Annotated in this window: 20 protein-coding genes; 9 read left to right on the top strand and 11 right to left on the bottom strand. The window is 46.7% G+C overall.

Going from position 1 to position 18,834, the window contains the following annotated elements:
* Nucleotide 1: 1 nt before the first annotated feature.
* Complete coding sequence (locus tag OM978_RS13985) at nt 2-1,006, bottom strand: zinc-dependent alcohol dehydrogenase family protein (protein ID WP_264342811.1); 1,005 nt, start codon at nt 1,004-1,006, stop codon at nt 2-4.
* Nucleotides 1,007-1,121: 115 nt separating this feature from the next.
* Between OM978_RS13985 and OM978_RS13980 the strand changes: the two genes are divergently transcribed.
* Nucleotides 1,122-2,012 carry a LysR family transcriptional regulator gene (locus OM978_RS13980; RefSeq protein ID WP_264342809.1) on the top strand — a complete coding sequence of 297 codons (891 nt, stop codon included), beginning with the start codon at nt 1,122-1,124 and terminating at the stop codon, nt 2,010-2,012.
* Between the two features lie 79 nt (nt 2,013-2,091).
* On the opposite strand, the gene pntB is transcribed toward OM978_RS13980, so the two are convergent.
* The 3 genes from pntB to OM978_RS13965 form a co-directional block, all read right to left on the bottom strand.
* Nucleotides 2,092-3,471 (bottom strand): Re/Si-specific NAD(P)(+) transhydrogenase subunit beta, encoded by a 1,380-nt coding sequence (pntB, locus tag OM978_RS13975; protein WP_264342807.1) that lies wholly within the window; start codon nt 3,469-3,471, stop codon nt 2,092-2,094.
* Nucleotides 3,472-3,476: 5 nt separating this feature from the next.
* Nucleotides 3,477-5,006 carry a Re/Si-specific NAD(P)(+) transhydrogenase subunit alpha gene (locus OM978_RS13970; RefSeq protein WP_264342805.1) on the bottom strand — a complete coding sequence of 510 codons (1,530 nt, stop codon included), beginning with the start codon at nt 5,004-5,006 and terminating at the stop codon, nt 3,477-3,479.
* An 85-nt stretch (nt 5,007-5,091) separates the two neighbouring features.
* The gene (locus OM978_RS13965; RefSeq protein WP_264342803.1) at nt 5,092-5,925 is read right to left on the bottom strand and encodes an oxidoreductase; all 834 of its coding nucleotides are present in this window, start codon (nt 5,923-5,925) and stop codon (nt 5,092-5,094) included.
* 154 nt (nt 5,926-6,079) lie between these two features.
* Between OM978_RS13965 and OM978_RS13960 the strand changes: the two genes are divergently transcribed.
* On the top strand, nt 6,080-6,979 hold the full coding sequence (locus OM978_RS13960) for a LysR family transcriptional regulator (protein WP_264342802.1): 900 nt from the start codon (nt 6,080-6,082) through the stop codon (nt 6,977-6,979).
* A gap of 52 nt (nt 6,980-7,031) precedes the next feature.
* Here the strand turns inward: OM978_RS13960 and OM978_RS13955 are convergent, their stop codons facing one another.
* Complete coding sequence (locus tag OM978_RS13955; protein ID WP_264342800.1) at nt 7,032-7,823, bottom strand: alpha/beta fold hydrolase; 792 nt, start codon at nt 7,821-7,823, stop codon at nt 7,032-7,034.
* A 224-nt stretch (nt 7,824-8,047) separates the two neighbouring features.
* Between OM978_RS13955 and OM978_RS13950 the strand changes: the two genes are divergently transcribed.
* Nucleotides 8,048-8,881 carry an AraC family transcriptional regulator gene (locus tag OM978_RS13950; protein WP_264342799.1) on the top strand — a complete coding sequence of 278 codons (834 nt, stop codon included), beginning with the start codon at nt 8,048-8,050 and terminating at the stop codon, nt 8,879-8,881.
* 357 nt (nt 8,882-9,238) lie between these two features.
* Nucleotides 9,239-10,102, top strand: a complete 864-nt coding sequence (locus OM978_RS13945) for an alpha/beta fold hydrolase (RefSeq protein WP_264342798.1) — start codon at nt 9,239-9,241, stop codon at nt 10,100-10,102.
* A gap of 148 nt (nt 10,103-10,250) precedes the next feature.
* Here the strand turns inward: OM978_RS13945 and OM978_RS13940 are convergent, their stop codons facing one another.
* Complete coding sequence (locus OM978_RS13940) at nt 10,251-11,495, bottom strand: multidrug effflux MFS transporter (RefSeq protein WP_264342796.1); 1,245 nt, start codon at nt 11,493-11,495, stop codon at nt 10,251-10,253.
* Between the two features lie 237 nt (nt 11,496-11,732).
* Nucleotides 11,733-12,134, bottom strand: coding sequence for a hypothetical protein (locus tag OM978_RS13935; RefSeq protein WP_264342794.1), 402 nt, complete (start codon nt 12,132-12,134; stop codon nt 11,733-11,735).
* A 417-nt stretch (nt 12,135-12,551) separates the two neighbouring features.
* Between OM978_RS13935 and OM978_RS13930 the strand changes: the two genes are divergently transcribed.
* A complete protein-coding gene (locus OM978_RS13930) occupies nt 12,552-13,136 on the top strand; it encodes a hypothetical protein (RefSeq protein WP_264342792.1) in 585 nt (194 codons plus the stop codon).
* Nucleotides 13,137-13,160: 24 nt separating this feature from the next.
* Here the strand turns inward: OM978_RS13930 and hepT are convergent, their stop codons facing one another.
* Genes hepT through mntA form a run of 3 tightly spaced genes read right to left on the bottom strand, consistent with a single transcriptional unit; the run spans nt 13,161 to nt 13,963 of the window.
* Nucleotides 13,161-13,415 (bottom strand): type VII toxin-antitoxin system HepT family RNase toxin, encoded by a 255-nt coding sequence (hepT, locus tag OM978_RS13925; protein ID WP_264342790.1) that lies wholly within the window; start codon nt 13,413-13,415, stop codon nt 13,161-13,163.
* A gap of 13 nt (nt 13,416-13,428) precedes the next feature.
* Nucleotides 13,429-13,629, bottom strand: coding sequence for a hypothetical protein (locus tag OM978_RS13920; protein WP_264342789.1), 201 nt, complete (start codon nt 13,627-13,629; stop codon nt 13,429-13,431).
* Nucleotides 13,619-13,963: a type VII toxin-antitoxin system MntA family adenylyltransferase antitoxin gene (gene mntA / locus OM978_RS13915; RefSeq protein ID WP_264342788.1), complete on the bottom strand. Its 345-nt coding sequence runs from the start codon at nt 13,961-13,963 to the stop codon at nt 13,619-13,621. Before mntA ends, OM978_RS13920 begins: the two co-directional genes overlap by 11 nt.
* A 276-nt stretch (nt 13,964-14,239) precedes the next feature.
* On the opposite strand from mntA, the gene OM978_RS13910 reads away from it, so the two are divergent.
* Complete coding sequence (locus OM978_RS13910; RefSeq protein ID WP_264342787.1) at nt 14,240-15,145, top strand: REP-associated tyrosine transposase; 906 nt, start codon at nt 14,240-14,242, stop codon at nt 15,143-15,145.
* Nucleotides 15,146-15,202: 57 nt separating this feature from the next.
* The gene (locus OM978_RS13905) at nt 15,203-15,613 is read left to right on the top strand and encodes a hypothetical protein (protein ID WP_264342786.1); all 411 of its coding nucleotides are present in this window, start codon (nt 15,203-15,205) and stop codon (nt 15,611-15,613) included.
* Between the two features lie 103 nt (nt 15,614-15,716).
* Here the strand turns inward: OM978_RS13905 and OM978_RS13900 are convergent, their stop codons facing one another.
* A complete protein-coding gene (locus OM978_RS13900; protein ID WP_264342785.1) occupies nt 15,717-16,607 on the bottom strand; it encodes a LysR family transcriptional regulator in 891 nt (296 codons plus the stop codon).
* 103 nt (nt 16,608-16,710) lie between these two features.
* Here OM978_RS13900 and OM978_RS13895 point away from each other — a divergent pair, with 103 nt between their 5' ends.
* A complete protein-coding gene (locus tag OM978_RS13895; protein WP_264346951.1) occupies nt 16,711-17,823 on the top strand; it encodes an S-(hydroxymethyl)glutathione dehydrogenase/class III alcohol dehydrogenase in 1,113 nt (370 codons plus the stop codon).
* 65 nt (nt 17,824-17,888) lie between these two features.
* Nucleotides 17,889-18,725, top strand: coding sequence for an S-formylglutathione hydrolase (gene fghA, locus OM978_RS13890; protein ID WP_264342784.1), 837 nt, complete (start codon nt 17,889-17,891; stop codon nt 18,723-18,725).
* Nucleotides 18,726-18,834 lie beyond the last annotated feature (109 nt).

Below are 18,834 nucleotides of genomic sequence, written 5' to 3'. Positions count from 1 at the left end.
ATCAAGCCGCTACAGTGACGACAACTTTGCCGCTGTTGCGTGCAGTTGCCACTTTTTCATAAGCCTGATCCAGACTCTCAAAGTCAAACTCCTGTGGGTCAAGCCGTATGTTTAACAGCCCTTGTTCAGTCAGTTGACTGGCCTGACGCAGAATATTGCCGTGATGTGCTCTACTTTGACCCGTTAATAGCGGCATTAAGGTGAAAACACCAGAGTAGCTGGCCGCTCTGAATGATAAAGGCGCTATGCTATGTGTACCCCAGCCGAGGCAACTGACCACATGGCCCGTATAGGTTTTTACCGACTGAAAAGCCTGATCCAGACTGACTCCGCCAGTGGTATTAAATACAATATCAAAGCCTTTATTATCGGTATGTTCTGCCAGATACTGCCCGACAGATGTGTGCTGATAATCAATAAAAACAGCGCCTAAAGAACGGATATAGTCTGCATCTTTGGCTGAAGCCGTGGCATAGACTTCTGCACCAAAGGCTTTGGCGAGTTGGACCGCTACATGACCTACACCACCCGCGCCACCTTGCACCAGTACTTTATGCCCGGCCGCCACTCTGGCTCTATCTACCAAACCTTCCCATGCCGTAATCACCACCAACGGCATAGCAGCGGCTTGACGCAGGTTGATGTTCGACGGAGCTTTGGCCAGCAAGTCAGCATCCACCAACTGATACTGAGCCAAAGCGCCTTGCTGACCTGCCACGCCTCCCGTCATGCCATAGACTTTATCTGCCACTGCAAAGTGAGTGATATCGGGACCTGTTGCAACCACTTCACCCGCCATGTCGATCCCCAATATGGTGGGAAAAGGCTGTTTAGCATGAGCTGCTTGTCCTGCTCTGATTTTTAAATCCAGTGGGTTGATGCTACTTGCGGCCACTTTCACCAGAACCTGACCTATTCCTGGTTGAGGTATAGCTTGTTCAATTAATTTGAAACTGCCATTCGGTTCAGTGATTTGTAACGCCTGCATACTGTGTTGAGTGCTCATGCTGATCTCCTCTGCTGTGATTTAGTGGGGGCCTCGTTATTGGGCTGGTTGCAGTATTGCCCATGCCAAAAAGAACTGAAATCAACTAATATGCATTGATGTCATGCGAAAATGTATGAGTCAGCTTAAGAGGGCAGCTATGGATCATCTGGACTGGAGCGACATCCGTTTATTTCTGGCGGTGGCAGAGCAGGGCACATTAACAGCGGCTGCGCGTGCAGTAGGCTTTACTCAGCCGACTTTAGGGCGGCGTATTCAAAGTCTGGAGCAGAGTCTGGGTCTGAAGCTGTTTCAACGCACTGCAGAGGGCTTTTTGCTGACCGAGGCCGGACTTGCTTTATTGCCTGCAGCCAGACGTATGGCCGAAGAAGCAGACGCAGCTATGCGGCAGCTGGCTGGTCAGGAAGAAAAACTGACAGGCACGTTACGTATTTCGTCTTTTGACTGGTTTAGTCATTATGTATTGGCCGATTGCTGTGCTGTTTTTTTGCATTTGCACCCGCAAGTCAGCATAGAGCTTTTAACCGACAGCAGATTGTTTAATCTGGCGCGGCGTGAGGCGGATTTAGTATTCCGGCTGCAAGCTTTTGACGAACCTGATATAGCGCAGCGTAAACTGCTGCAGTTGGATTATGGCTTGTACGCCGCTGCTGGTTTTGACCTTAGCTTGCTGAATACTCCAGAGCAGCTGCGCCTGATTAGTATGGACAGTTATTTTAGCGATTTGCCTGATGTGGCCTGGCTTAAAACTCAGTTTCCCGGCGCAAAGCTAGCCTTTAGCAGCAATAGCAGAGAAGCACAGGCCAGATTATGTTTTGCCGGGCTTGGGCTTTCGGTATTACCAGTGCGGATGGCGGAACAAATTCAGGGATTGCAGCAACTGCCTGTTTCCACTCCACCGCCGTCACGACAGATTTGGTTGGGCTATCATCAGGATTTACGTCATCAGCGCAGGCTCAGAGCTTTTATAGACTTTATCACTCAATGGTTGGGTGACATTGCGTAGCTGCTGTGGTGAAAAATGAAAAGTCCGCTAGATCATCAGATCAGACGGACTTTTTTGCATTGTTGGACTCAATAGCTTGTTACAGCGCTTTTAAAATTGCATCCACAGTAGCTTTGGCATCACCAAAACACATTTGGGTATTATCTTTATAAAACAGTGGGTTGTTCACGCCTGAATAGCCTGTGTTCATAGAGCGCTTAAATACAATGACATTTTGTGCTTTCCAGACTTCGAGCACTGGCATACCGGCGATAGGGCTGGTTGGGTCTTCTGCGGCTGCAGGGTTGACTGTGTCATTGGCACCTATCACCAGCACAGTGTCTGTATCAGAGAAATCTTCATTAATTTCATCCATTTCCAGCACTATGTCGTAGGGCACTTTGGCTTCAGCCAACAGCACATTCATATGCCCTGGCATACGGCCAGCCACAGGGTGAATACCAAAACGCACTTTGACACCACGGGCTTTCAGTTTTTGGCATATCTCCGCTACCGGATACTGTGCCTGAGCGACCGCCATGCCATAACCTGGTGTGATGACCACAGAGCTTGAGTTTCTCAGTAAATCCGCCACGTCTTCTGCATTGATTTCACGGTATTCGCCTTGTTCTTCGTCGCCTGAACTTTGCTTGGCATCGGCCTGACCAAAACCTCCGGCGATGACAGAGATAAAAGAGCGGTTCATCGCCTTGCACATAATGTACGACAAGATAGCGCCGGAAGAGCCGACCAAAGCACCAGTGACAATCAGCAAGTCGTTGGACAGCATAAAACCCGCAGCAGCAGCGGCCCAACCTGAGTAAGAGTTCAGCATAGACACCACGACCGGCATATCGGCACCACCAATGGAGGCGACCAGATGCAGACCAAACAGCAAGGCAATCAGCGTCATGATAAGGAGGGCAGGGACAGCACTATCGAAGCTTACAAAATAAACCAGCAGTGCAGCTGATGCTATTAACGCCAGTAAGTTCAGTTTGTGTTTATGCGGAATATTTAAAGGCTTGGAGCTGGCGATGCCGCGTAATTTGGCAAAAGCGACAATAGAGCCTGAGAAGGTGACAGCGCCTATAAATACACCTAAAAACACTTCAGTTAAATGCACTGTGAGTTCTGCGCCTGTGCTGGTTGCGAACTCAAAAAAGCTGTTGTAGCCGACCAACACAGCGGCCAAACCGACAAAACTGTGCAAAATAGCCACTAATTCTGGCATTTGGGTCATTTCAACTTTAAGTGCCAGTCGAAGGCCAATAGCCGCACCTATAGCCAGAGCTACCAGCAAGGGCAACATGGCATCCATACTGACACCGGCAATGGTGGCTAACAGGGCTATGGTCATGCCTAAAATACCCAACCAGTTACCGCGACGGGCGGTTTCCTGCTGAGATAATCCGGCTAAACTTGCGATAAAAAAAGCGGCGGCCACTATGTAAGCTGCTGTGATTAATCCTTGTGTCATGGCTGTTACTCCCCGCCTTTAGTAAACATCTTCAGCATGCGCTGCGTCACGGTAAAACCACCCACTATATTGATACTGGCAATCAGCACGGCAAAAAACGCCAGCACCTGCACCAACAGCGAGTCACTGCTGATTTGCAGTAAAGCGCCAAGAACGATAATGCCGGAAATCGCATTGGTCACTGACATCAAAGGCGTATGCAAGGCATGAGTCACGTTCCAGACCAGGTAGTAACCCACCACGCAGGATAATAAAAACACCGTGAAGTGCGCTAAAAAGTCAGTAGGGGCTGAGTAACCTATCCAGAGTAATAACAAAGCGGCAACGCCTATAAACCAGTTGGAATTAATAGACTTTTTAGGGGCTGCCGGAGCTGTTGTAGTGGTAGCTACTGGTTTAGCTGTGGCTGTCACGCTAATGGCAGGAGGTGGGAAAGTGACTTCACCCTGATGCACCACAGACATGTTGCGGATAATTACATCCTGCATATCCAGCACCATCTGACCATCTTTGGTTTTACACAAAAGTTTGGCTAAGTTCACCAGATTGGTGCCATAAAGCTGTGAGGATTGAGCCGCTAAACGACCTGGTAAGTCGGTATAGCCTATCACTTTGACACCTGACGCTGTCTCTGTGATTTGACCTTGTTCTGTGTATTCACAGTTACCCCCAGTAGCTGCTGCTAAATCAACAATCACAGAGCCCGGTTTCATGGAATCGACCATTTCTTTGGTGATGAGCTTTGGAGCAGGACGGCCTGGGATAAGCGCTGTGGTAATGATAATGTCGACTTCTTTGGCCTGAGCTGCAAACAATGCCATTTCAGCGGCAATAAATTCATCCGACATCACTTTGGCGTAACCGCTGGACGAAGAGCCATCTTCAGCAAATTCCAGTTTTAAAAATTCACCACCCAACGACTCAATTTGTTCAGCCACTTCAAGACGGGTATCAAAAGCCCGCACTATAGAGCCCAAAGAACGTGCAGCGCCAATAGCAGCAAGACCAGCCACACCAGCACCAATCACCAGCACTTTGGCAGGCTGCACTTTACCTGCGGCGGTAATTTGACCACTTAAAAAACGGCCAAAACTATGGGCCGCTTCAATGACTGCGCGGTAACCTGCAATATTCGACATGGACGACAAGGCATCCAGCGACTGAGCACGCGAAATACGTGGCACCATATCCATCGCCAATACATTCACACCCACAGTGGCAAGGCGCGCCACTAAATCCGGGTTTTGTGCTGGCCAGATAAAGCTCACCAGCGTGCTGCCTTTTTGCAGTAAACTGATTTCCTGCTCTGTCGGGGCATTAACCTTATAAATCAGCTCACTGGCCCAAAGCTTCGAACTGTCGGCTATGCTGGCACCTGCCTGAACATAAGCTTCATCGCTAAAACCAGCACTGACCCCAGCGCCGCTTTCGACCAGCACAGTAAAGCCTAATTTGCGCAGTTGCTCAGTGGTAGCTGGAGTAGCTGCCACTCTGGTTTCGTCTTGTAGTGTCTCTTTGGGAATAGCTATAAACATCCTGATCCTCACTCCTGTTGTTTTTATGTCGTCTGAAAAACGGCATGACGAAGGGCTGTGGTAACCCTTCGTCTATTTTTTATACTCAGACTATTGCATGATCGGTCGACAGAGACAAGGCCAGCCATTGACCTAATAAGGCCGGAGCTTCTGCTGTTTTCTCACGGATCAAGGCAACAGTGTCACTACCCAGCGGCAATCTGACCGGAGGTTTGTCTTTGTGCGACAGCTGATAGATGGCCTCCGCCAGTTTTTGTGGATCGCCAGGTTGCGCGTGATTGTAGCTGTGCGCTAATTCGCGCATCGCGCCCGCAGTTTGATGATAGTCGGCAATTTCAGTTTTGCTTTTCACCAGTGATTGTTCATCAAGAAAATCAGTACGGAAAAAGCCGGGTTGTACCACTGTGGCATGGATACCTAAAGGGGCCAGCTCTTGCGCCATAGCTTCGGTCAGGCCTTCAACTGCAAATTTGGTAGCGCAGTACACACCCCAACCGACGTAAGCCTGCACAGCACCAATAGACGAAATATTGATGATATGACCACTGCCTTGGCGGCGCATATGAGGTAAGGCTGCACGGCTGACCGCCAGTACACCAAACACATTGGTTTTAAATAAGTTTTCAATTTCAGTTGGGCTGGCTTCTTCGACCGCTCCTAATAAGCCGTAACCCGCGTTATTGACCACCAGATCCAACCGGCCAAACTTTTTGATGCCTTGCTCTACAGCAGAAAAAACCTCTGTTTCGTCAGTGACATCCAGTTTCACAGCCAGCAGGCGGGGATGTTCGCCTAAGCGCGCTGTAACAGTTTCAGGATTGCGGGCTGTCGCAATAACATTGTCACCAGCCTGTAAAGCTTGTTCAGCTATTAAGGCACCAAAACCACGGGATGCTCCGGTAATAAACCATGTACGCATAATCAGACTCTCCAAAGTTAGTATTTAAGGACTGAACCGACCCTGTGTTGTCAGTGTGTTGGCTCAGTTGTTACTTTAAAGAAGTTCGATTATTCTGATAATCACCATAATTTTTCATTCGGTTGTGAATTCAGCTTATAAATGAAAGGCACAGATGAAAGCTATTAATCCCAACGAACTGGTGGTGTTTTTACAGATCGCCAAATACAAAAGCTTTAGCAAAGCGGCTGCTGAAACTGCGGTGTCACCTTCGGCTATCAGTTATGCCATGCGTGCACTTGAGGAGCGGCTGAATGTGCGTTTGTTTAACCGCACTACACGTAGTGTGTCGTTAACAGATGCAGGTGAACAGTTGCTCAAACGCATAGCACCGGCTTTTCGCGATATTGAAGATGCGCTTGAAGACTTGAGTAATTTCAGCGGCAGGCCTTACGGTGTGTTGCGTATTAATTGTGGTTTGCCCAGTGCTCAAATCGTGCTGTTGCCTGTAGTTACCCAATTTCTGGCGGCTTACCCTGAAGTCAGTATTGAGATAGGGGGCAGTGATGCGTTGCTGGATATGGTGTCCGAAGGTTTTGATGCCGGAGTGCGTTTTGGTGAACATCTGGCGCAGGACATGATAGCAACAGCCATCAGCCTGCCACTGCGTAGTGCTGTGGTGGCATCGCCGGAGTTTTTTAAGCGGCATGTGATTCCAACTCACCCGGAGCAATTAAAGCAGCTACCGATGATCGCCCAGCGCTTTCCCAGTGGCAGTATTTATCAGTGGGATTTTGCTAAAGGGGGAGTTGAGCTTTTAGTTTCGCCCCAAGGCAATCTGCTACTCACCGATATGCGCCTGGCATTGGATGCTGCTGTTTTGGGGGGCGGTTTAGCTTTTGTTTTCGAGAAAATGGCCGAACCTTTAATAGATCAGGGCAAGCTGGTGCGGGTGCTGGAAGACTGGTGTCCTTATTATCCGGGTTTATTTTTGTATTACCCCAGCCGGCGTCAGGTGCCTTATGCACTCAAAAGCCTGATTGAATTTGCGAAGCAGCAAATTAGTAAAATGTAAAAAGCCCCGGGTATCACCCAGGGCTTTTGAGTTTGTATTTTTGATAAGGCTGTTATTTGCTTGTGGCTTCTGCTGCTTCAACAATCAGCTTTGCAACCTGTTCTGGTTTAGATGTCATCACTACATGAGAGGCATCTTTGATTTCAACAATCTTTTTGGCACCAGCGCGCTCGGCCATAAATTTCATTGCAGCGGCCGGGATGTTTTTATCGGCAGTGCCGTAAATGGCCCATGAAGGAATTTTTTTCCAGGCCGGAGCTCCTGAAGCTTCATGTAGAGCTGCTTCAGTGACAGGGCGCTGAGTGGCGGCCATTAATGCTGCTTCTGCCGCAGGTACGTCAGCTGCAAACTGAGCGCCGAATTTGTCTTGTTGAATATACAAATCTTTGTTGCCATCTTTTAATACTACTGGAGCCGCAAGTGTTGGGCCTAAAGTGCCGCCTGGGTAACGGCCTGATAATTCTGCAATGTTTTCACCTTGTTCCGGAGCAAAAGCTGCGACGTATACTAAGGCTTTTACTTTTGCTTGATCGGCTGTCACGTTGCTGATCACTGAGCCACCGTAAGAGTGACCTACTAAAACTACGGGTCCTTTGGTGTTTGCCACTACATCAGCCAGATAAGCAGCATCGCTTTTTACACTGCGCAGTGGGTTAGCGACTGCAATCACCGGGTAACCTTGTTCGTGCAGTTCAGCGACTACGCCATTCCAGCTGGATGATTCAGCAAAGGCGCCATGTACCAATAACACTGTTGGTTTTTCGGCTGCAAAAGCTGCAGCGCCAAAGGTCAGGCCAAATGTTGCGATAGCTGTTGTTAATAAACGTGATTTGAAATTAGTCATGTTAGTTTCCTTTTGGATTTGCAAGCTTAGTTAGTTGGTTGCGCTCTTGTTGGTGCGCTTACCTGTTTAGTTTTTCGCTCGCTTCAGACAAGAGGGTTTTGTTGTTTTCCCCTTGTTAGCGGCTGTGATTATAGTAAGCTGCCTTCCTTTCTTTTTGGGTTCATATAGTCTAAGTTATGCAACAGATCGTCTAATTTTGCTTTGTTTAACGAAAAAGGCTGTATATGGATAGGTTATCTACGCTGTTAGCTCAATTTGGTATGCATGCCACCACCATCTTCGGTGGTGTGCTCAGTACTGAAATTGGTTTTGATGCCACAGACAGAACAGCCAAGCTACATTTGCTGCGCTCTGGTGATGCGGTATTGCAACTGGATCAACAAAAAACCGTGCAGATCACAGAGCCAAGTTTGTTATTTATTCCAAGGCCTTGTTGTCATAGCCTGAACGCTGCGCAAGGGGCGAAATCAGATCAGAAGGTTGAGTTAGTGTCAGCTGCGCTGAGTTTTGATGGGGGATTGGATAACCCACTGACCACGGCTTTGCCTGCTTATGTGCTGATGCCTTTGGCTGATGTCGCTATGCTTAGCGGCAATCTGGATTGGTTGTTTGATGAAGCTTTTGCGCAGCATTGTGGTAAAAATGCAGTACTCAACCGCTTGTTTGAACTGGTGGTGATCCAATTGCTGCGCTATATGATGGCAAATCGCAGTGTATCAACAGGCATGATGGCCGGACTTGCAGATTTGCGGCTATCAAAAGCTGTCACTTTAATGCACGACCAGCCCGCTAAAGCCTGGTCTGTGGCTGAACTTGCCACTGCTGCCAGTATGTCCAGAGCCAGTTTTGCTGCCAAGTTTCATAAAGTAGTAGGAATTACTCCAGCCGATTATCTGGTGAGTTGGCGGGTAAGCCTGGCACAAAAACTATTGCGTGAGGGCCGTCCTATAGCCTTGATAGCAGATGAAGTGGGCTATGAAAGCCCATCGGCTTTGGCTCGCACCTTCAGGCGGAAAACCGGCTGTAGTCCCAGAGAATGGCTGCAGTTACAGCATTAACAACGAAAACTAAGATAGGGGATGGGGATCCAGCCTTGTCCTTTATGCATCATCCATCTCAAACTCAGTGTGCCACTACAAACACTATCTGTTGCTAAACCTATCCTTCGGCAGCGCCTCAATGTTTCTCGTAGTGTAATAATTAATTGCGCTGAGCGGCTATTCTCATCTTTACCTCTGTACGCAATACTCCAAATGCCTAGCCTAAACGTACACAGAGGATTGACGATGAAACTTTCACGCGCCTACCTGTCATCAGTTGTAGTTGTCACATGTTTATTGGTCTTAACAGTGACATCCCCCGTCCACGCAGAGACTCCAGCGGTAAAACCTCCGGCTGACCGTCTTGTAACCACTGTGAGTTATCACACTGTGGATATTGATGGTGTGAAGGTATTTTATCGGGAAGCAGGCTCTAAAACTGCTCCAACTTTACTGTTGCTTCATGGCTTTCCTACCTCGTCTCATATGTTCAGAGACCTGATCCCGAAGCTTGCTGATCGATACCATGTGATAGCGCCGGATTACCCTGGCTATGGCCAAAGCGATCAGCCACCCATGGACAAATTTACCTACAGTTTTGATAACCTTGCCTCAGTAATGGAGAAGTTGATCGCTAAACTGGGTTTGAACAGCTATGCGTTGTACGTGATGGACTATGGTGCGCCTATAGGTTTTCGCCTGGCAGCTGCGCACCCTGAACGGGTCACTGCTTTAGTTGTTCAGAATGGAAACGCTTATGACGAAGGGCTCGACAATGAGTTCTGGGCTCCAATCAAAGAGTATTGGAAAGACAAATCTGAAGCCAAAGCGGCAAAGATACGTCCTCTCGTGGAATTGGGTGCAACGAAATGGCAATACTCGGAAGGTTTTCGCAATCCAGCCACCAACGTCAGTCCAGACACCTGGATGATCGATCAGGCTTATCTTGACCGTCCTGGCAACGAAGAAATTCAACTAGAGCTTTTTTACAGCTACGGCACTAATCCACCACTTTATCCGAAATGGCAGGCTTATTTCCGCAAACACCAACCACCTATGTTGATTGTGTGGGGTAAGGGCGACAAAATCTTTCCAGCTGAAGGAGCTTATCCATACAAACGTGATCTGCCTAATGTTGAAATGCATATATTCGACACTGGCCATTTTGCACTGGAAGAGGAGGGTGACGAGATAGCCCGTTTGATGCGTGATTTTCTGGATCGCAAGGTAAAACGCTGAGTTGGGTGTGACTCAGTAAACAATAAATCCTACTCTTTCCAAAAATAAAGGCCTGCACTTGTTATGGCAGGCCTTCCTTATCTGAGCTGCGTTTAGACAACACAGGACTTTTTAAGCATTGAACAGGGCGAAACCAGAGCCGCAGACTTTAACTTTGTTGTACAGGCTCATTTTGCTGATGTTTTTGTTTATAGCTGTTGGCAAAAGTTAAAATCGCCATACTGATGCTACCAAAAATCAAAAAGCCAGCTGTCACAGGAATTAGGGTACCGTTGTACATCTGACCTATCACTGTGCCTATGCTCATCGACATAATGGACGATGTAGAGCCAATAATTGCAGCAGCTATACCAGCCACGTGGCCCATAGGTTCCATCGCCATGGCGTTGATATTACCAAACACCAGACCAAAGCAGAAAAACAGCAAGGACGCATACACTACAAACATCCACAGCTGTACTTCAACACTCAAATGCACCACTAAAAACAGCGCTGAGCTGATAATAATGCCCCAGACAGCGCGGTTAGATAAATGCTGCATACCCCATTTTTGCACCAGGCGTGAATTGACCAAAGAGGCTGCGCCAAAGACTATGGCCAGTAAGCCAAAGTACAAAGTGAATAGCTCACCTGTTTTAAATAAGTCCTGGAAAATTTGTTGCGACGAATTCAGGTAACCAATAAAGCTGCCAAAAAATAAACCCATACAAATCATGTAGCACACAGTAGGTACATTGCTGATCACTTCTTTAAAGCCTTCAGCAAAACCTTTAGTACTCATGGCAATACGGTGTTCTTTGGGCAAGGTTTCTTCTAAGCGACAGAAAATCCAGACGACAATGAGCAGCGCATAAAAGACATAAAGGATAAAAATATCGCGCCATGAACCTATCCATAACACCGCCTGGCCCAGGCTTGGCGCCAAAGCGGGCACCATGACAAATATCATCATCACCAGCGACATAATACGTGCCATATCATTGCCAGAGTATTTATCCCGCACTATGGAAATAGCCGACACATAAGGGCCTGACACGCCTAAACCCTGCACAAAACGGCCAAATAATAAGGTGTTGATATCGGTGGCAAAATAACAAATCACAGTACCGACTAAAAACAGCACTATGCCGCCGTTTAAAACTTTTTTACGGCCAGTGGCATCGGACAAAGGACCACAAATCAGCTGGCCTATGGCCATACCAAAAAACAATGCACTGACCACCAACTGCGCCTGGTTTGGATGACTCATTGCTATATCGGCACGAATAGCGTCCAGCGCAGGCAATAAGGCATCAATAGAGATGGCAACAATCGACATCAGCAGCGCCACCAGCAAAGTAAATTCACCAGTAGAAATACGCGACTTAGGCGCATGAGTGGAGTAATCAGACATTCACAGCATTCCTTGTTTAAAACGGCCCGAAAAAAGGCGGGGCTAGTTTACCTGCTTTAGCGGGCTGGGGTGGTGGCAAATCTAAACAAATTTGGTAGTAGTCGGTTGAGGTTGCGTTTAATCGACAGGAATTAGGGATGTATTTAGCCGGGGATTACAGAATGTTTTTCTGAGGTAATACATGAAGTCAGCCTTGGCGGTCAAAACCTCTGAGGCTGACTCAATAAACACAGCGACTTAATTATTGCTGATTAATTGCAACACAGGTTGCGCCCGACGGCCAAAATAGATTTGAAAGGTTTCTTGCTGGCCAGCTCCCAGAGTCAGCTCGAATGACAGTGGATAGATGCGGCTGCAGTCCGCCATGATGGCAACTAAATGTTCCTGATTAAACATACGCTGGCCTCCGGCACCATTGGTCACGGTGATAGTGGCCATACGCTCACCATTATCCGAAGCCAGCAAGGCATAGTGATCCAACAGTAGGTCGCTGCGTCTGGGCACAACGTCTTTATCACGCTGGCAATTGAGTTCTACATTCTGAAAGGGGGAAGGTTCAAACCGTAGTACCTGATCTCTGTCTGGCTCATATGCCTGTGCACTGGTACTCATCAGGGCTAACAACAACCACTTATTCATTGTCACCTCTAAAGTTGCAAAAAAGTTACATTAACGTATTTTTATCGACTTGCCCAGCAGCTAAAAGCACAAGACTGTATTAAGTTGTAATCAGTCTTATGTGGTTGTTATTGCTGCTATAAATGCTTTAGAGTAAGTGTAATAGTTCAAGGTGAAAGGAATTGTAAAAACATGGCAACAGGACACAGCTTTAAGAACCCGGAAATTTTAGTATTCGCTTTGCACAGTAGTGGATCACTGTATTCATAGTGAAAACCCCGTGGCTGTTGTCAAAACTTAACAGTGGCAATGAGACTATGGTTGATGGGGATTGAACGGGATTATTGTATTTCGGCTTTCGTGATTTTGATACTGGCATGAATAGGGGCAAGGGCGGAGAGCTCATGCTGAGAGTCGTAGTCAGTAGAAGGGAAGTATATGAAAAAGTTAGGTTGTAATATTCTTCTGGTGCTATTGTTTTTTTGTGGTTTGTCGGGTGCAGAAAGTCTCGTATTGTATTCCCCAAGTAATGCTCAAGTTACAAAGGGCTCGCTAGATATTGTTGAAATTACGGTCGATGATCATACTTACACCAGCAATAACGATATGACGTGCTTGAACTCTGTGCAGCGAGTAGTTGTGACTAAAAGTCATAAAGGCGTTTTAAAGTTAGGTCAGAAAATAAAGTTAAGTCGACACATTAGTAAAGACATTCCTCTGCTTAAAGGTAAAAACCTTATATATGTAATTGCCATCCCTACAGATTTTTTTTCAGACTGCCCTCAGAGTGATTCTGAAATCTTTAAAAAGACCTATATTCCTATTGGCAGTGCGGTTACAACATTTGAACTGCATCAGAGTGGGGAGGTAACACACTTTAAGGCTCTTAATTGTGATAAAACAAAAAAAGTACTGTACGAGGATAGATTTTCAGTTATTAAAAAAGGTAATTGCTATCAGGTCAGTGGTATATATACAGAGTTGGAAAGTTATATTTTGAGAGACTTGGTACACCTGCTTTAACCTCGATGTCGTGGAAGGTTGTATTCAAACCTGTTGATCCCCAAGCAAAATCCGGCATAACTGCTGAAAATCCTGTAAACGATGCAAAATCACATGTTCGGTGACGGCCAACTGCAAGCGTTGATACTCGTGTACCGCTATATTTCTGAAACCAATCATTTTTTTCAGGTTGTCGCTAAGTTCAGCAGGGATAAAATTTGCGGTGGCTAACAAACTAAATACATCGCGGGAGCTTTGCGGCACGCCAAGTTTATGCTTCCTGATCAGATGCTGGCCCATATCCAGTGCGGCTTCACAGGCGCGTTGAATATTCAGAATGGGCCGCATCCTGACGGGTAAAATCGCTGGCAAAAGTTTCAGGGTTTTTATTGTATTCTGCCAAAGCGCGGTGGATGCAGCGCTCAATAGTCGCAGCTTTGTTCAGCAGTACATCATCAGGCAGCGTATCAGAAAGCTGTTTACCTGAAGGCTGAGAGTCATTATCAACGGCCATAAACAGACCCATCCTTTTTAATATCAGCTAAGAGTCCGGCTCGGGCTTCGTTGAGTGTGGTCATTGCTGACAGCAGCGTGGCTTCATAACTGCCAACCTGTTGATCGACGGCGTAAAGCCGCTGTCCTTTGGTCAAAATTTGGTATTGCATCACAGTGGATGCGGCACGAAAATCCAGTAAATCCACTTCGCAGTGCAGCAGCTCTGCGAGATCGCTACTGATATACCATAAATCAATTACATCGGCATAACCTGGCATCAGTACTGCAAAATCCAAATCGCTATTCTCATTAGCAGTGCCTACGACCTGACTGCCAAAAGCATACACGGCCATCACAAAAACTTGGTGTCAGGTCTTGCCCTTTGCCCCTCGTTGTAAGGCATTGTTTTCATTTATTTTCAGTATAAAAACTTGGTGTCAGGTCTTGCCCTTTGCCCCTCGTTGTAAGGCATTGTTTTCATTTATTTTCAGTGGCGGGGAATCCCCGCTTCCTGATTGCAAACCGCAATAACCATCCATCATTCATCAAAACGCCAGAGAGTGTAAATCCTTGCTCGGACAGAGAAGGTTAACTATGGTTAAATGACCTTATCTGTTTTGGGGGCAAGGATGAGCCGACCACTACGATTGGAATTCGCCGGGGCTTTGTATCATGTGACTTCACGTGGTAATGAACGTAAAGCTATTTATCTGAATGAAACGGACTATCAGGTTTTTCTGGAGCTTGTCGCGCAGGTATGTGAACGCTTCAATTGGGTCATTCACGCCTATTGTCTAATGACCAACCATTACCATCTTCTGCTTGAAACTCCGGATGCCAATTTAAGTGACGGCATGCGCCAACTCAATGGTGTTTATACCCAAATTTTTAACCGGACACACAAAAGGGTAGGTCATCTGTTTCAGGGACGCTTTAAAGGAATTCTGGTGCAAAAGGACAGTTATCTGCTGGAAGTAAGCCGTTATGTTGTATTGAATCCGGTGCGTGCGGCCATGGTGGATAGCTGCGAAGAGTGGCCCTGGAGTAGTTATGTTTTTACCTGCCATTATCAGGAGCCTCCGCCATGGCTGGCAGTGGACCAGTTGTTGTCGCTCTTTGGTAACGAGCGGTCACTTGCCATTCGTAAGTATCAGGTTTTCGTATTGCGCGGGGTGGGAAAAAATTTGTGGCCTGAGGTCAAGCAACTGATTTATCTTGGTTCAGATAGTTTTGTCAGTGAAATGCAAAGCAAAATATCCTGCCCTGAATTGTTATCTGAAATTCCGGCTAAGCAAAAACGTTTACCCGCGAAGTCTTTAGATTGGTATGTAGAGCAAGCCTCAGGGGACAGAAACAAGGCTATTCACTTAGCTTACGCCAGCGGAGGATATCATCAGACAGAGTTAAGTCATTATTTTGGATTACATATGGAACTATTAGCCGTATCATTTCAGGGAAAAGCTACAAAGTATCCACTGGGGCAAAGGGCAAGACCTGACACTAAAGTCCATTCGCTTTGCGCAATAGCTTTGTAGCAGATAAAATCCCAAGTCTTTACAGGTGCAAGTGATTGATTATATTCAGGAGTTTAGATGAAATATGTAAAGGTTATTGGTCTTGTAATGTTAATGTCCGGGTGTACGTCTTCGTACCATAATTTAAATACAGATGGATCTAATTCTTTGGGAGGAGGGTTCGCAGATCATAAAGTACATGAGGGTCTTTATTCTATTGTTGCTAAGACTAATTTTGCTCCTTGGGCTGATTTTTCTACAGCACATAAAATGTTTAAACGAAGGGCTACAGAATTATGTAAATCAGAAAATTTTAAATCAGTCAGAGTAAAAGAAAGTCAATATGAACATATTCCGACAGCTGGTTTAGTTAAATACATAATCTCACAGGTTAATGGCTATGTTATTTGTAACCCCGAGGCGATAACGGACGAAGAAGCTGAAAAACTAATTCAAGCATCATACAAAGTGAGTGCGGGATCTCAATGATAGCAGTGGCAAGCCTTTCATTTTGCTCTTGGTTTTTTTAGGGGATAACAAAGTCGCAATGAACTCAGTGTTTGAAAACTGATCCGTGACAACTAAAGACATATTAGCCTGTCAGCTTTGGAAAGCTTTCCAAGCCTTGCTGCAACCAATCCAGCAGTAATCGCACTTTGACAGGTAAATGCCGGTTGAGTGGATACAAGGCCCAGATGCCTTCGTCGGACGGTTGTTGCTCTGCTAATAAGGCCACTAAACGGCCGTCTTCTAAAAAGGGCTGCAAGTAATAATCCGGTAGTTGGGTCACACCTAAACCTTTAAGTACCGCATCTGTTAAAGCCACGCCGCTATTACAACGTAAATAAGGCTGGGGTTTAAACTGCAGCTTTTGGCCTTGTTGTTCAAAGCGCCAGAAATCGACAGATCCCACTAAGCATCTATGCTGATGCAGTTCGGCCACACTAGCTGGGGTGCCGAACTTTTGCAGATAGTCGGGGCTGGCGCATAAATACAGGGTGCGTTTGCCTAAGGCTTTGGCCTGTAAGCTGGAATCGTTAAGAGTTCCTAAGCGTATGGCGCAATCAAAACCGCCTTGCACCAGATCCAGCTGGTCGTTAGTCAGCTGCAAATCCAGCTGCACTTTGGGGTAACGTAATAAAAATTCATGCAGCAAAGGTGCAATAAATTGCTCGCCATAATACACAGGAGCGGTAATTTTTATCGCGCCTGAAGGTTCGTGCTGCAGGCTGGTCAGTAGTTGATTGGCTTGTTGCAGGCCGTTGACTAAAGCGCGGCAATGTTGGTAATACAGAGTGCCTTGTTCAGTGAGCCGTACCTGGCGGGTGGTGCGAAGTACCAGTTTGCAGTTCAGCCGCTGTTCTAATTGCAGTACTGTGCGGCTCACCTGAGCGACTGAAATGCCTAAGACTTTGGCTGCTTTAGAGAAACTGCCAAGTTCTGCTACCGCCACAAATTCGCTGATGCCTTGCCATTCTTTCATTTATGCAAAACTCATTTGTTATTTGCAGGGATTATCATCGATTAAGAAAAAATTACAATGGGTTATACTCACTGACAACTAAGACTGGAGAATTCAGATGAAGATGATCAAAACACGTGCTGCTGTGGCCTGGGGCCCGGGTCAACCGTTAAAAATTGAAGAAGTGGATTTAATGCCACCACAAAAAGGCGAAGTGCTGGTGCGTATAGTGGCGACCGGTGTGTGTCATACCGACGCTTATACCTTGTCGGGTCAGGATTCTGAAGGCAAATTCCCTTGTATTCTGGGCCATGAAGGTGGTGGTGTGGTCGAAGCTATAGGCGAGGGCGTCACCAGCGTGGCTGTGGGCGATCATGTGATCCCTTTATACACGCCTGAATGCGGTAAATGTAAATTCTGTTTATCCGGTAAAACTAACCTGTGTCAGGCTATTCGTGCCACCCAAGGTCAGGGGTTAATGCCGGATGGCACCACTCGTTTTTCTAAAGATGGTCAGCCTATTTATCACTACATGGGCACTTCTACCTTTTCTGAATACACTGTACTGCCGGAAATTTCGTTAGCCAAAATCAATAAAGACGCACCTTTGGAAAAGGTCTGTTTATTAGGTTGTGGCGTCACAACAGGCATGGGCGCTGTGATGAATACCGCTAAAGTCAAAGAAGGCGATACTGTTGCGGTCTTTGGTTTAGGTGGCATAGGTTTATCTGCCATTATTGGCGCTGTTATGGCCAAAGCCAGCCGTATTATTGCCATCGATATCAACGAGTCTAAGTTTGATATTGCCCGTCAGTTGGGTGCTACTGATGTGATTAACCCAAAGAATTTCGACAAGCCTATTCAGGATGTGATTGTTGAAATGACAGACGGCGGCGTTGATTTCTCTTTTGAATGTATTGGTAATGTCAACGTGATGCGTTCGGCCTTAGAGTGTTGTCATAAAGGCTGGGGCGAGTCGGTGATTATTGGTGTGGCGCCCGCTGGCGCTGAAATCTCTACCCGTCCATTTCAGTTAGTCACAGGTCGTGTATGGCGTGGTACTGCTTTTGGTGGTGTCAAAGGCCGCTCTGAATTACCGGATTATGTAGAGCGTTATTTAAAAGGTGAGTTTGAACTCGATACCTTTATCACCCATACCATGCCGTTGGAGCAAATCAACGAAGCCTTTGATTTGATGCATGAAGGTAAGTCGATCCGTACCGTCATTCATTTCTAACCACAGTATTTAGTCATTTATTAAAAGCCCGGTTCGCCGGGCTTTATCTGCACAAGGATAAAGCAATGACATTAATTCAGTTATCCGAACATAAACTGTTTGCTGGCCGCCAGATTAAGTATCAGCATCACTCAGATTCAGTCAAAGGCGTGATGCACTTTTCTGTCTATTTGCCGCCAGCGGCTGAAAAACAAAAAGTGCCAGTGCTGTACTGGTTATCAGGTTTAACCTGCACTGATGAAAATTTTTCGGTCAAAGCCGGTGCGCAGCGCGTAGCGGCAGAGCTTGGCATAGCGTTAGTGATCCCGGACACCAGCCCACGGGGTGAGCAGGTGGCTGACGATGCCGCTTATGATTTAGGTCAGGGGGCAGGTTTTTATGTCAATGCGACACAAGAGCCCTGGGCTGCTCATTATCAGATGTACGACTATATCAGCCGTGAACTGCCATCTTTAGTGGAAGCACATTTACCTGTCACATCAGCCAAAGCCATCAGCGGTCACTCGATGGGCGGCCATGGTGCTTTAGTGATTGCTTTACGTGAAGCTGGGGCTTACCGCTCAGTGTCGGCTTTTTCTCCTATTTGTCAGCCATCAGAATGTGACTGGGGCAAAAAGGCCTTTACTGCGTATCTTGGCGATGAACAAAGCCAATGGTTGCAGTACGACGCGAGTTTTTTACTGGCGCAAAAACAAAGCAGTTTGCCGATGCTGATCGATCAGGGCGAGGGCGATCAATTTTACCCGTCACAGCTTCGCACTGAATCTTTGATGGAAGCCAATCAGCGCAGCCAAAGTGGAGCGCAAATTCGCCTACAATCGGGTTACGATCACAGCTACTTTTTTATCAGCAGCTTTATTGAAGAACATCTGCGTTTTCATGCAAGGCACTTAAAAGGTTAAGCTGAATTTCTGCTGCTGCCGAATTTTTGCTTGCTCAAGCTCCCTAAGCACGGCTAAAATGCATCCGCGCTTAGGGGAGTAATTTACAAAACCGCCAGGTTTTGTGTTG

The sequence above is a fragment of the Rheinheimera sp. MM224 genome, from assembly GCF_947090785.1.
Taxonomy (GTDB): Bacteria; Pseudomonadota; Gammaproteobacteria; order Enterobacterales; family Alteromonadaceae; genus Pararheinheimera.
This window is presented reverse-complemented; position numbering and strand designations above follow the sequence as displayed.

Excerpts from the sequence above, each read along its gene's own strand:
- OM978_RS13985 (WP_264342811.1), bottom strand. The coding sequence starts at position 1,006 with ATGAGCACTCAACACAGTATGCAGGCGTTACAAATCACTGAACCGAAT.
- OM978_RS13980 (WP_264342809.1), top strand. The coding sequence starts at position 1,122 with ATGAGTCAGCTTAAGAGGGCAGCTATGGATCATCTGGACTGGAGCGAC.
- pntB (WP_264342807.1), bottom strand. The coding sequence starts at position 3,471 with ATGACACAAGGATTAATCACAGCAGCTTACATAGTGGCCGCCGCTTTT.
- OM978_RS13970 (WP_264342805.1), bottom strand. The coding sequence starts at position 5,006 with ATGTTTATAGCTATTCCCAAAGAGACACTACAAGACGAAACCAGAGTG.
- OM978_RS13965 (WP_264342803.1), bottom strand. The coding sequence starts at position 5,925 with ATGCGTACATGGTTTATTACCGGAGCATCCCGTGGTTTTGGTGCCTTA.
- OM978_RS13960 (WP_264342802.1), top strand. The coding sequence starts at position 6,080 with ATGAAAGCTATTAATCCCAACGAACTGGTGGTGTTTTTACAGATCGCC.
- OM978_RS13955 (WP_264342800.1), bottom strand. The coding sequence starts at position 7,823 with ATGACTAATTTCAAATCACGTTTATTAACAACAGCTATCGCAACATTT.
- OM978_RS13950 (WP_264342799.1), top strand. The coding sequence starts at position 8,048 with ATGGATAGGTTATCTACGCTGTTAGCTCAATTTGGTATGCATGCCACC.
- OM978_RS13940 (WP_264342796.1), bottom strand. The coding sequence starts at position 11,495 with ATGTCTGATTACTCCACTCATGCGCCTAAGTCGCGTATTTCTACTGGT.
- OM978_RS13935 (WP_264342794.1), bottom strand. The coding sequence starts at position 12,134 with ATGAATAAGTGGTTGTTGTTAGCCCTGATGAGTACCAGTGCACAGGCA.
- OM978_RS13930 (WP_264342792.1), top strand. The coding sequence starts at position 12,552 with ATGAAAAAGTTAGGTTGTAATATTCTTCTGGTGCTATTGTTTTTTTGT.
- hepT (WP_264342790.1), bottom strand. The coding sequence starts at position 13,415 with ATGGGCCAGCATCTGATCAGGAAGCATAAACTTGGCGTGCCGCAAAGC.
- OM978_RS13920 (WP_264342789.1), bottom strand. The coding sequence starts at position 13,629 with ATGGCCGTTGATAATGACTCTCAGCCTTCAGGTAAACAGCTTTCTGAT.
- mntA (WP_264342788.1), bottom strand. The coding sequence starts at position 13,963 with ATGGCCGTGTATGCTTTTGGCAGTCAGGTCGTAGGCACTGCTAATGAG.
- OM978_RS13910 (WP_264342787.1), top strand. The coding sequence starts at position 14,240 with ATGAGCCGACCACTACGATTGGAATTCGCCGGGGCTTTGTATCATGTG.
- OM978_RS13905 (WP_264342786.1), top strand. The coding sequence starts at position 15,203 with ATGAAATATGTAAAGGTTATTGGTCTTGTAATGTTAATGTCCGGGTGT.
- OM978_RS13900 (WP_264342785.1), bottom strand. The coding sequence starts at position 16,607 with ATGAAAGAATGGCAAGGCATCAGCGAATTTGTGGCGGTAGCAGAACTT.
- OM978_RS13895 (WP_264346951.1), top strand. The coding sequence starts at position 16,711 with ATGATCAAAACACGTGCTGCTGTGGCCTGGGGCCCGGGTCAACCGTTA.
- fghA (WP_264342784.1), top strand. The coding sequence starts at position 17,889 with ATGACATTAATTCAGTTATCCGAACATAAACTGTTTGCTGGCCGCCAG.